This window comes from Synergistes jonesii, from assembly GCF_000712295.1.
Classification (GTDB): domain Bacteria; phylum Synergistota; class Synergistia; order Synergistales; family Synergistaceae; genus Synergistes; species Synergistes jonesii.
Genome location: NZ_JMKI01000034.1, coordinates 41546 through 53615, shown reverse-complemented (window position 1 = coordinate 53615; position 12070 = coordinate 41546). Strand labels below are relative to the sequence as shown.

Genomic DNA, 12070 nt, shown 5'->3' with positions numbered 1-12070 from the left:
TGTGGGTCGGCGGATGAGAGCGCCAAGTACTGGGTCGGTGTCCTTAACGAGATCCGTAATCGCGGCACCGAAGATATTTTCATTATCTCCGTCGACGGCCTGACAGGCTTTGCAGATGCGATAAGCGCCGTATATCCCAAGGCCGAAATCCAGCGCTGCATTGTCCATCAGATCCGTTACACGACAAAATTCGTCTCTTACAAGGACATTAAGGCTTTTATGAATGATTTGAAGGGTGTCTATCAGGCTCCTACACTGGAGCAGGCCGAGGAAGGGCTTGACAGACTTGAAGAGAAGTGGGGCTCGAAATACCCGTCTTCGGTAGCGAGCTGGCGGAACAACTGGCCTCAGTTATCCGCTTATTTCAAGTATCCCTATGAGCTGCGCCGGATGATCTATACGACAAACCAGATCGAGAACTACAACCGGCAGCTCAGGAAAGTGACAAAAACACGTACGATCTTCCCCTCAGACGACGCCCTTTTCAAGCTCCTTTATCTTGCGACGATGGACATCACTGAAAAGTGGACCGGCAGGGACAGGGACTGGAGTAAAATTCTGTCACAGCTGTGCATTTACTTTGAGGAACGCATAGAACCCGGAGATCTGGAATAGCCCTAAACGCCTATAAGAAAAGTCCGGGCTGCAGTCCATTGACAGCCCGGATAGCGTATGTCATTATGGTGATACTGAAGCAGTAACGGTAACCCTTTGATGTCTTACATCGATCCAGGGGCAAGGGGTTTACACAGAATAAGTTACACTACCGTCGGTTTGAGGAAATACGCAAAAGATGGTGGCTCTCCAGCATATTCTTTCTGTTCCGCAGATACTTTTTACGGGAAGTTTTCATTGTGAAATTTTCTGCCCTTATTGCCGTGTTTAATCACATTCATTGGACGACGCCCCATAAAGTTTGTCCTTACTGAATGATCTATGGTTCATCCGGTACTATGGGCTCGGCTGACTTCTCACGACAGATCTTATTTCAGCTATGGCCGACATTTTTGCATTAGTCGTGCCCATGAGACCTTCTCTGGGTAAGAACGTACTATTTCACTCTATATATCTGCCGCATTTACCGCCTGAGATCCCGAGCAGTTATTGGACTTTGTCCTGTTATGCTGGCTTATCTCTCTCAGGCCGCCTGATGTGATTATTGTCTGTCAGAGCAGAGATTTGCCTACGCCTTTCTTCGGACTTCACCTCACAGTGGATACCCTTGGTATTCGGCTATTACTTTCCCAATGCTGGGTGGGCTGGGGACTTTCAACCTTTAGAGTGTATTCATGCCGGATGCACATACAAAGCCATGAATCACACGCCTTTGGATTCATCCTCGCATATTCTGTGACAGCGCGGATTATAGTAGGCAAATTGCCATTAGAAAAATGCTAAAATTTCTTTATTAATATTATAAAATTTCATGCCCCGTGCCGTGCTCGTGCGCGCTATCCTAGCGCAAAAACCGCATCTTGACGCCATCCGGCTTTTTGAATAGCAGAAATAGGTCAATTAATATCTCTTAAAGCATAAACTAAAAAGTCCAATTATTGACAAGAATATTAAGTAATTATAATATACGACTATGTGTAGTTCATATAGGAATTATAGGGCGTCGTATTTGATTCTTAGGAAAGGGGGATAGTATCTGGCGTTTATTTTCTTCAAGTCAAATTACATTCAATGGGAGGTATCCGTCATGGAAAATGTGAATGCGAATTTTGCGTTCTATTGTGTTGCAATTTACCTTACGCTTATTTCTCTATTGGGCGTCTATTTTGCGAAGAGAATCAAAAACCAGGAGGACTATGCCGTTGCCGGACGTTCCCTTCCCGTCTACGTTCTTGTCGGAACATTGATAGCCACATGGATGGGTGCAGGCACGGTAATGGGCGGGGCAAACTCGCTCGGCTATCAGTTCGGCCTTGGCGTTGCGATTGCCTTTTCCCTTGCCTCTCCTATAGGGCAGGTCGTTCTCACCTTCATATCAAAAAAGATTCGTCGCCAGAATGCGCAGACGGTGCCGGAGGTTATTGAAAAGGTCTATGGCGCCGAGGCGCGTTTCATCTCTACGATAATAATTCTTCTCGCCTATCTCGGCGTCGTAGCGTACCAATTCCTCGGCGTGGGAACGCTCTTGCAGTCGACATTGGGAATCTCTGTAAATACGGGAACAATAATCGCATTTGTCGTTATCATAGCAACCTCTCTCTTCGGAGGGCTATATTCAGTTGCGTACACAGATTTTGTCAGCTGCGTGATGATAATGATAGGTCTTTTTATCGGCGTGCCTCTTGCCGTCTACAATGCGGGCGGGTTCTCATCAATAGTAGCCCGCCTTCCTGAAGGGCATCTCGGTTTTGGAAATCTTTCCTTCGTACAGGTGCTCGGTTTCTTCCTTCCGACATTTGTATACCTGATGGGCGACCAGAATATGTACCAGCGTTTCTTTGCGGCTAAAGATGAAGATACGGCGATGAAGGGCGGCATCTGGTGGTCTCTGTTGACTCTGCTTATCGGTGTGGTAGTCTCCATTGCTGCAATCACTTCACGTGCCCTCTATCCGGATATCAAGCCTGCACAGGCATTCATCCATCTTGCTCAGCATGGAATGCCGGTGTTTATAGGCGGAATATCAGTTGCTGCGGTAGCCGCCTTTATCGTAACGACGGCAAACTCATTTTTGCTCTCGATCGGTATAAACACCAGCAGCGATCTTTACGTACGTTATTTTAATCGTGAAGCAGGACCCGAAAAATTACTGAAAGTGTCGAGGATATGCGTCCTTGGGCTTGCTGTTCTGGGATATGTAATGATAATGTATTTCCCGAATATTCTTGCCCTTCAGATGTATGCTTACACAATGTACGGCGCGGCGATATCGCCGGCATTGGTGGCCGCAGTTATTTGCCCGGAGAGGGTGACAAAATTTGGCGGCCTTTGCTCTATGATAACTGGCGGTGTGGTGACAATAGCGATGGAGATACTGAAAAAGCGTGGCTGGGGCTTTGCCGTAACGTATCCGTCCGTGCTGCCCGCGGTTATCTGCTCCATCTTAGTTCTTTGCATTTTTCAAAAGCGTAAAAAGGCATAGAAGAAGTTGCCGGAGGGGGCCGCAATGACATTGAAACTGTTTTACAACGCTCAGATCTTTGATTGTACGGGAGGCGAGCCTATAGATAACGGCTGGCTTGTCGTAGAAGAAGGGATGATAAGGGAGGTCGGCATCGGCCCGGTTCCGTCGTTTGCGGATGTGGAAAAATTTGACTGCCATGGGATGACGCTGATGCCAGGCCTGATTGATGCCCACATCCACCTCAGTCTGTTCGACAACGATCTCGGCACGCAGCACAGGAGAGATTATCCTGCAATGCACTATGTTAAGGCGCTTGGAGTGCTGAAAGATACGCTTGACCAAGGCTTTACAACGGCACGTGATGCAGGCGGGGCCGATGCCGGTTTCCGTGTCGCTGTTGAGCGAGGGCTTGTGCCGGGGCCGAGGCTGACTGTATGTGGAAAGTCGCTCACCATGACCGGCGGACATGCGGACATGCGCTATTCGACGGAAATTTCGGCGCCCGCAATATCGCCCTTTTCGGCTGTAGTCGCCGATGGCGTTGCCGAGGTTCAGAAGGCCGCACGCGAACAGCTTCGCCAGGGCGTGGATCATCTGAAGGTCATGGCGGGCGGCGGCTGTGCCAGCCAGGCCGATGAGCCCGATACGACGCAGTACACTATAGAAGAGTTGAGTTCCGTTGTTCATGAGGCGTCTGCCGCGAATAAGAAGGTCCTTGCTCACTGCTATTCAAACGCGAGCATGAGGCTCTGCGCGGACGCAGGTATTTACAGTATAGAGCATGGCAATTACTTGAATGCGGAGACTGCGAAATATCTGAAGGGAAAAGGCTGTTGGCTTGTACCCACGTTGACGACGTATTTCTATATGAGCGAGCATGGTGAGGAGTTGGGCATCCCCCCTTACTTTCTTCGCAAGATGAAAGAAGTGCGCGAGACGGCGCTTCAAGCGGTGCGCTGTGCAGCTGACGCCGGGCTTGATATAGGCTCCGGTTCTGACGTGGTCGGCGACGGACAGTACCACAAGAATATGGAGATAAGCCTGAAAGCGAGAGTTATGGGCGTCCAGGCTGCAATAATTTCCGCAACGAGGGAAAATGCGCGGCTCATGAAACTGGAGAAAAAAATCGGCACACTAGAAGTCGGTAAGGAAGCGGATATAATCCTCGTCGCAGGCAACCCGTTAAAAAATCCCGAAGCCTTTGAAAACAGGGAAAATATCAAGCTCATAATCCAAAGGGGTTTGATTCGTAAAAATATTTTGTGATCGGCAGAACGCCTGATATCTTGGCGGGCTGCGGGAAAAATCCGTGGCCCGTTTGTTGTGCAAAAATTTGTGTTAAAATACGCGCTGAGGGAAATTTTGCCGAGAGGGATTCGGAGGTAATGTTTTGCCAAAAACATCGCTTGCTGATTACGCCGCCAAAGAAATAAGGGGTCTTATTGAAAATAATAAGCTGATGCCCGGGGCTCACATAAACATAGACCTTCTTGCAAAGGATATTGGCATTAGCCAGACACCGATCCGTGAGGCGCTGAAAAAACTTATCGCCGAGGGAGTTGCCGTCTATGAACCCAAAGTCGGTTACTCTGTTCGTAACTTGACTTTGTACGAGTATCTTCAGGTTTCGGAGATACACCAGGTTCTAGAGACATATCTTGTAAAAGAGCTTGCCAAAATGCCTTTTATTGTCGACATGGATTCCTTGAGGAAGATCAATGAGGATCTGGGTGAGCATATCGCAAAAAACGATATCGAAGGTATCGGCCGTGCCAACGATCTCTTCCACAGAAAGCTTTTTGAGAATTACTATAATAAATTATTTGTCGCCCGCCTATTCAGCCTTTGGAATGAAGTCCGCTCACAGCGGAATATAATGTATAAGAATAAGATTTTTACCAATAAAATTGTTGGAGAACATGAGGCAATCCTGGCTGCGATCTCGAATGGAGATGCCGAGGCCGCGGAGAAAGCTATGACGGATCATTATGTAAGCGGCAGGGAAAGCGCGATTATTTGTTTCCCCGTAAAGGTATAGAAACTTTTTGGAAAAACATCCCACAGGCACTGTGGACTGTGGGGCGTTCCAATTGGCATATCAGCAACGGCTGATAAATATTGCCGGCGCTTTTTCGCGCACAAAAATCACATCTTTTTTCCGAAGTATACCCAAGCTACCCGAAGATTTTGAAAGTCCGTGCGGTTTTCTTCCACGCGGTGCGCAAAATCCGCGTTTTGGTTCCGGGATACCTCACGATGGTGTGCGCAAACAGAGGCGCCCTCTTTCCTTTAAGGCTCCTGCCGCAGGAATTTTTCGGCGCTGCCGCCGAGCAGGGCGGATTTTTCCTCTTCCGCCAGACTCGTCTTTCCTATCAGCTTCGCGTATCGTTCGAAGCCGAGTATCGGCCAGTCCGAGCCGAAGAAAATCTTATCGCCGGCCCCGACCGCGAATATCGCGTCCATGACGCGCGGCTCGTATAGCCACGGCCACGCCGCCGTGTCGAAGCGCGCGTTCACCATGAGGAGGCGCATTTCTGGCATAGCCGAGAAGGCCCACAGTCCGCCGCCGAAGTGGGCGAATATCACGCGGACGAGCGGAAAGTTGCGGCAGAAGGCGGCCGCCTCGCGCGCGCCGTACGCGCCCTTGCCGGCGTAGCTGTGTCCGGCCTGTTCCGCGGTGTGGAACATTATGAATTTCCCGCGCTCGCGGCACATCTCGCATAGCGCGCGAAGCTGAGAGGCGTCGGCCATGTCGAATCCCTGTCCGTCGGGGAAGAGCTCGCCTATGCCCGCCGCGCCCATATCGAACGCGCGTTCGGCCTCGGCGGGCGCGCCGGCGTCCGTCGGAGGCACGACGGCAAGCGGCGTGATGCGACCGGCGAAGCGCTTCGCCGCGTCGAAGAGGTAGTCGTTCATCTCGCGGCAGAGCCCTATGTCGCGGAAGGCGAAGGTCGTGGCGAAGGAGCTTTCTATTCCGGCCGCGTCCATCGCTTCTATCAATTCCTCCGCGACTCCCCACTTCTGCACCTTCGAAGAGGTCAGCAGGTCGAACCATGGCTCGCGCGCCGCGATTTTATCGCGCTCTTTTTTGAGGAATTCGGGATATATATGCACATGAGAATCGATTATCTTCATAAAAAATTTCTCCTTCGCCACGTTTTTCCAGCCTTGCGCCTTAGCTATATTTTAACGCTCATCGTCGTTCGTCGGCTCGGAAAATATTGCATGACGGCCGCCGTTTGCTGTAGAATCTGCTCCGTAAGCGCTAACCGAAAGAGATTCGGGGGGATATGCCGTGCCTTCTGTATGCCGCGCGCCGCAGAGCAGAAATAAAAAAATACTTTTGCTCGCTCTGGGCTTCTTCTTTAACTTCGGATATTCGAACGTCTCGTATCTTCTGCCGGTATACTACGCCCACGTCGGCTATTCTGCCGCGCGCGCCGGCGCGCTCGTATCGGCCTTCTATTTCGCGACGCTTCTTTTCCGCCTTCTGCTCGGCATGATGATACCGCGCTTCGGCTTCAGAAAATTTTTGGCGGCAGGCGGCGTGCTGTCGATCGCCGGTTCGCTCGCCGTCGCATTGTCGGGCGGCCATTTCCTGCCCGCCTTGGCGGCGCGTATACTCTTCGGCGCGGCATCGGCTTTCACGCAGATATCGCTTGCCACCTATCAGTCGCTCGCGTTCCGCGAGGAGGAACGCGGGCTAGCGTACTCGATCATCATGGCGGGGGGGCTCGCTCCGATGATGACCGCCGTGCCCGTCGCCGACTGGTTGCTCGCCCACGGATATTTCAATTCCTACATTTCCATTCCCGTGATTTTCGCGGTCGCGATGGCGGCGGTGACGATTTTCGCGCTCGATACCGACGACGTGGCGCTCAGCGCGTCGCACGCCGCGGTTTCGCCGTTCTCAGGCATGGGAGAATGCTTCAGGATGCCCGCAGTGGCGCTGTCGCTCTTCATGGTCTTCACCTTTTCGATCGTGGACGCCGCGTCCTCCTTCATGGCGCCAATGACGGCGAGCTTCGGCACTATGTCCTCGTACTTCCTTTCGACTAACGCCGCGGTCGGCGTCGCCGTGCGCCTATTCTTTGGAAAAGTGCTCGACAGATACCCGAGATGGAAGCTCTCCGCGCCGATAACCGCGGCGATGGCGCTACTGCTGCTGCTTGCGTCGGTGAACCCGGGGCGCGCCTCCCTGATGATTTTAGGCTTCTTGTTCGGAATAGGGATGGGCTTCGGCTTCCCGCTGCACTTAGCGCTCGTCTCGGATCACTCGCCGCGCCGCCTTCAGCCTCAGGCCGTCTCGATAATGTGGTTCACGATCGCGCTTGACTTCGCCGTCGTGCCGCTCGCGACTTCCTATATAAGCGAGGCGACGGACGCCGTCTTCAGCTTTCGCACGGTAGTTTTGACCGCGCTGGCCTGCTGCGCCTTCGCGGCCTTCATGTGGCGCAAGCTGGAGCGCGCCGGCCGGATCTGAATCTACTTCGCCGCGTCAGCGGCCCCTTGCTATGTCCTTGAGCTGCTGCAGAAGCTCCGGCGTTACGCTCTTCGAAAAATACGAACAGTAAACCGAGTTGTTCTGAAGAAGGGGCTCCGTCCTCAGTTCGGGAAGAGCGCGCGCCGCCTCCTCAAAATAGGGCGTGCCGGGAATCGGCGAGAACTCCGCGAGCTTCGGCGCGCCGCCGCAGCCGCGCACGAAGCGGATAGTCTCCTTCACCGACTCGACGTCCTGCCCGGGAAGGCCGAGCAGTATGTACGTCTCACACTCCTTCGCGCCGTAGCCGGCTGCGAGAAGATTCTTCACGGCCGCGGCGTATTCGTCGCGCGCGACCTTCGAAGAGCCGTCGTGCGCCACTTTGGGGTCGATGCTCTCAAGCGACAGCCTGATCGTTTTGAAGCCCGTCTCAAACAAAATATTCGCGCACTCCGCGTCTATCTGCCTGACGTGCAGCCCGTTCGGCGCGTGGAGCCGCAGCTCTCCGCCGTAGCGTGCGCGCAGCTCGCGGCAGAGCGGATAAAAGAACTCATCCCTGCCGAGCAGCAGCGCGTCGTCGTAAAAGGCGAAGTCGCGCGCGCCGAGCTTCGCCTGATAATCTATCTCGCGCAGCACGCCGCCGATGGGCCGTCGGAAATATCGCGGCCATAAAACGTTTGACGCGCAGTATTTGCACGAGAAGGGGCAGCCGAAGGAGGTCATCGCGACGCCGTAGCGCGGCGCGCCGTACAGATCCATGGCCGGATAGGGCGCCGGCGGCTCGCCTCTGTCGCAGGAGATATAATCCGCGCCGAGCAGCGCGGCGTGCTCCGGCATCAGGCTTGCGTAAATTCCTCCGAGAACGACTGGCGCGTCCGGAAAAATTTCGCCGAGCGTCTCGATGATCCACTTCACGCCCGTGTACCAATAAGTCATTGCGGAGGTGACGAGAATGACGTCGGGCTCGTCGCGCGCCGTGCAATAGCTCATTATTTCACTTTTGGTCAGGCCAAAATGATTGAAACGGCGCGGAATGCCCCGGTAGACTTCGGGCTTATCTATCTCCCTCTTTTTTATCTTTGCGCGCCCGTAACTCTTTTCTCCTTCGGCGGCGAAGGCGACGCAGTCGAGCAGCGACACTTCGTTATCGGCGCGCAGGGCTTGCAGGATGTATAAGAGCCCCAGCGGCTTCGACCAGAGGTCCATAAAAGCGAAATCGCGCACCGGAGGGTTGACGCCGAGAATCTTCAGCCCGCGCAGAGAGAGCAGGGTCCGCGCGTCGATTTTTTCCGGCGCCCCGCGCCGTTTTTTTAGAGGACCGTTCATTTGCCGCACACTTCCCGCCGGCCTTAGCCGATGATAATATATAATAAAGTTTAGTATAAACGCGCGCCATTTAAAAGTTTTTTGACGAAAAAGAAGCGCGGGAAATTCCGCGGTTCTTTGGAGGCGCTTCTTTTGCGGCAGGTTGGAAATCGAACTTGCTGCGCCGGGCCGGCGGAATACTGTCTAAGAAGCTGATTGCGCCGCGCCGCTTTATTTGTCTTTGTATAAGATGTTCCCAGCGTGCCGGATATTTTTGGTCTGACCATTTGTGAAAAAATTATGTAAGCATTTTTCTCTGTATTTAATTCATGGAAAAGTTCATTTTTACCACAAACAAAACAATAACGACAAAAATTAAAAACCCAGTGAATGCCGGTATTTCAAAGGCATTTCACAAAGTGTCCGATGTTTTAATTCCAGAAATTTAACTTCAAAAATTGGAAAATTTAGAATATATAAAAAGGCTTGCAAACTTATCGGATATGTATTATAAAGTGTACTGGGTAGTCCGCAAAGGAGGTTTTTTCACAATGATGGAAGCGCCTGTTTCGAAAGGAACGCGAATCTACGAAAAGGTTGTTGAAAAACTGAAGGGCGAAATAGCCGCGGGCAATATTCTCCCGGGCGACCCGCTCCCGTCCGAACGCCAGCTCATGGAGACCTTCGGAGTGAGCCGCAGTTCGCTGAGAGAAGCCTTCCGCGTGATGGAGCTGCTGGGCCTCATCGAATCTATCCCCGGCAAGGGGCGCTTCGTGCGCCACCCGCGCGCGATATCTGAGAACAAAAACACCATACAGCTTGAAGACTCCGCGATATTGGAGCTTATGGAGGCGCGCCGCATACTCGACCCCGCGATCATCGCGGAAAGCGCGATGCGCGCGACGCCGTCGGATCTGACGCGCATCCTCCGCAACATCACGTCGACCGAGCGCTCTCTTGCGAGCCCGGACGAACGCGCGCAGGCGGATTTCGATTTTCATCTGCTGATCGCCGAAGCGACGCATAATTTCGTATTCATAAACCTCACGAGGATGAATTTCGATCTGATTCTCGCGACTCACGAGCGCATTTACAATCTTCTCGACGATAAAGACGCGTTTTTAAACGAACACAAAGAGATGTACGACGCGATACTCGACCATAACGTGGAAAAGGCGCGCGAAGCCGCCTCGCGCCATATAGACAGGATTTACCGCACGCTGCACAGAGGCATAGCGGCGGGCGAATAAACGCATAAAGCAAGAGAGGCAAAATATCAACATCAAAGACCTTTACGGGAGGAAGAGCTATGGAGAAGAAAATCAGAGAGATGTTCCCGGAGATCGAATGGATCAAGGACAAGGAGCTTCAGGCGAAGGTAGTCGCCTCGTACGTCGACGCGCTCAAGACAGGGGGTTGGGAGCCGGAAGACATGGACAAGATCCCTTTCACGCTCCTTATTCCGGACTGCCCGTTCTCGTATCTTGAACACGTGCGCGGCGTAACGCGCGTGGCGAAGCGCGCAATGGATGAATTCAACGCTATCTACGCCGAGAAGGACGCTAAATTCACGATCGACAACGACCTGCTGATAGCGGGCGCGCTGCTCCACGACGTAGGCAAGCTCGTCGAATACGTGAGAAACGCCGCCGGAGAAACGGTAAAATCGCCGATGGGCAAGAATCTCCGCCACCCCTTCTCGGGCACGGTGATCGCGATGCGCAACGGCTGTTCCGACGCTATCGGCCACATAATCGCGAACCACGCAAAGGAAGGCGACGGCACTCTGCGCAGTCCAGAGGGAGTCATTGTAAACAAGGCCGACTTCATCAATTTTGAATCTGTGAAGTCCTTCCTTGGATTGAAGTAGACAATAATTTTCCACCATAAATAAAACGGAGGGAATAAGGAATGGGCAAGACATCGATAATGAAAATAATGGAGAAGGCCTGCGGCCATCCGGTCAAAGAGGGCGACCGTGTCTGGTGCAACATCGACTGGGCGACCTGCCGCGACTTCGGGGGGGCCAACGTAGTTCTCCAGTTTGAAAAGGAGATGGGCAAGGAGGCTAAGGTATGGGATCCAAACAAACTCGCTTTCACGTTTGACCTACAGGCTCCCGCGCATTCTGAGAAGGTAGCCGCGAACCAGAAAATAATCCGTGAATTCTGTAAAAAACAGGGAGTAACGCATCTTTTTGACATCAACAACGGGATCGGACAGCATGTAATGCTTGAAGCAGGCATGATAAAGCCCGGCGACGTCGTGCTCGGAACGGACAGCCACATGAACCTCCTCGGTTCGATAGGTGCGTTCGCGACCGGCGTCGGCAACTCCGACATCGCCGCTTCCTATATTGCTGGAACGAACTGGTTCCGTGTCCCTGAGACAATGAAGATCGAGGTAACCGGAAAATTCAAAAAGGGCGTCTGCATGAGGGACCTCCTGACACATATCGTAGGCGATCTCGGTGCCGGCGGCATGGATTTTCTCGCCGTCGAATTCACCGGTGAGACGATCGAAAACGCCTCGCTCGACGAACGCATTACACTCTGCTCGATGGTCACAGAAATGAGCGGCAAGGTCCCTCTCATAATGCCTAACGGCGAGGTTCTCAAATGGCTCGTTGAGCGCGCCGGACCGGAAGTCGCGAAGCTGGCCGAAGAGCTGAAGGCCGATCCCGACGCCGAATACTGCAAGGTGATCCACTACGACGTGACGGATCTTGAGCCGCTCGCCTCCTGCCCGGACGCTCCAGACAACGTGAAGCCGGTGCGCGAGATTGCGGGAACTGTCGTCGACCAGGTCCATATAGGCTCCTGTTCGAACGGTCGTTATGAAGATCTCAAGGCGGCGCACGAGGTGCTGATGGCTGGCGGCGGCAAGGTCAGCCCGAAGGTCCGCACGATTATCACTCCCTCGACTACCGAGATACAGCTCCGCTGCATAAAAGAGGGGATGGCCGAGGATTTCCTCAAGGCTGGGATCGTATTTACGAACCCGACCTGCTCGCTCTGTACCGCGGAGCATTATGGCGCAATGCCGTCCGGCGACGTAGGTTGTTCGACGACGAACCGTAATTTCATAGGCAAGGTCGGAAAAGGCAGCCACACCTACCTGATGAGTCCTATGACCGCGATGGCGACGGCCGTCAAGGGATGCATCACAGATCCGAGAGACATATTGAAGTAGATAGAGGAGGAAGA

At 53.0% G+C, this 12070-nt stretch carries 10 protein-coding genes; 8 read left to right on the top strand and 2 right to left on the bottom strand.

Annotation, left to right across the window (positions count from 1 at the left end):
• The 4 genes from EH55_RS07660 to EH55_RS07645 form a co-directional block, all read left to right on the top strand.
• Positions 1–615, top strand: a 615-nt coding sequence (locus EH55_RS07660) for an IS256 family transposase (protein ID WP_037976406.1), incomplete at its 5' end; no start/stop codon positions are given.
• A gap of 1087 nt (positions 616–1702) precedes the next feature.
• Positions 1703–3097: a sodium:solute symporter family protein gene (locus EH55_RS07655; protein ID WP_037976404.1), complete on the top strand. Its 1395-nt coding sequence runs from the start codon at positions 1703–1705 to the stop codon at positions 3095–3097.
• A gap of 24 nt (positions 3098–3121) precedes the next feature.
• Positions 3122–4345, top strand: a complete 1224-nt coding sequence (locus EH55_RS07650; RefSeq protein WP_037976401.1) for a metal-dependent hydrolase family protein — start codon at positions 3122–3124, stop codon at positions 4343–4345.
• A 124-nt stretch (positions 4346–4469) separates the two neighbouring features.
• Positions 4470–5117, top strand: coding sequence for a GntR family transcriptional regulator (locus EH55_RS07645; RefSeq protein ID WP_037976399.1), 648 nt, complete (start codon positions 4470–4472; stop codon positions 5115–5117).
• Positions 5118–5368: 251 nt separating this feature from the next.
• Here EH55_RS07645 and EH55_RS07640 read toward each other — a convergent pair whose 3' ends face one another.
• On the bottom strand, positions 5369–6214 hold the full coding sequence (locus EH55_RS07640; protein WP_037976397.1) for an amidohydrolase family protein: 846 nt from the start codon (positions 6212–6214) through the stop codon (positions 5369–5371).
• Positions 6215–6374: 160 nt separating this feature from the next.
• Here EH55_RS07640 and EH55_RS07635 point away from each other — a divergent pair, with 160 nt between their 5' ends.
• A complete protein-coding gene (locus tag EH55_RS07635) occupies positions 6375–7562 on the top strand; it encodes an MFS transporter (RefSeq protein ID WP_037976394.1) in 1188 nt (395 codons plus the stop codon).
• A gap of 15 nt (positions 7563–7577) precedes the next feature.
• On the opposite strand, the gene EH55_RS07630 is transcribed toward EH55_RS07635, so the two are convergent.
• The gene (locus EH55_RS07630; protein WP_081839494.1) at positions 7578–8885 is read right to left on the bottom strand and encodes a B12-binding domain-containing radical SAM protein; all 1308 of its coding nucleotides are present in this window, start codon (positions 8883–8885) and stop codon (positions 7578–7580) included.
• Positions 8886–9415: 530 nt separating this feature from the next.
• On the opposite strand from EH55_RS07630, the gene EH55_RS07625 reads away from it, so the two are divergent.
• From EH55_RS07625 to EH55_RS07615, 3 genes are read left to right on the top strand one after another with little or no spacing between them, the layout of a single operon-like run.
• Positions 9416–10114 (top strand): FadR/GntR family transcriptional regulator, encoded by a 699-nt coding sequence (locus EH55_RS07625; protein ID WP_081839493.1) that lies wholly within the window; start codon positions 9416–9418, stop codon positions 10112–10114.
• Positions 10115–10173: 59 nt separating this feature from the next.
• Complete coding sequence (locus EH55_RS07620) at positions 10174–10734, top strand: HD domain-containing protein (RefSeq protein ID WP_037976391.1); 561 nt, start codon at positions 10174–10176, stop codon at positions 10732–10734.
• 41 nt (positions 10735–10775) lie between these two features.
• Positions 10776–12056, top strand: coding sequence for a 3-isopropylmalate dehydratase large subunit (locus EH55_RS07615; protein WP_037976389.1), 1281 nt, complete (start codon positions 10776–10778; stop codon positions 12054–12056).
• The last annotated feature ends 14 nt before the right edge of the window (positions 12057–12070 follow it).

Coding starts and splice junctions, on each gene's coding strand:
- EH55_RS07615 (WP_037976389.1), top strand. CDS start 10,776: ATGGGCAAGACATCGATAATGAAAATAATGGAGAAGGCCTGCGGCCAT.
- EH55_RS07625 (WP_081839493.1), top strand. CDS start 9,416: ATGATGGAAGCGCCTGTTTCGAAAGGAACGCGAATCTACGAAAAGGTT.
- EH55_RS07650 (WP_037976401.1), top strand. CDS start 3,122: ATGACATTGAAACTGTTTTACAACGCTCAGATCTTTGATTGTACGGGA.
- EH55_RS07630 (WP_081839494.1), bottom strand. CDS start 8,885: ATGAACGGTCCTCTAAAAAAACGGCGCGGGGCGCCGGAAAAAATCGAC.
- EH55_RS07640 (WP_037976397.1), bottom strand. CDS start 6,214: ATGAAGATAATCGATTCTCATGTGCATATATATCCCGAATTCCTCAAA.
- EH55_RS07620 (WP_037976391.1), top strand. CDS start 10,174: ATGGAGAAGAAAATCAGAGAGATGTTCCCGGAGATCGAATGGATCAAG.
- EH55_RS07655 (WP_037976404.1), top strand. CDS start 1,703: ATGGAAAATGTGAATGCGAATTTTGCGTTCTATTGTGTTGCAATTTAC.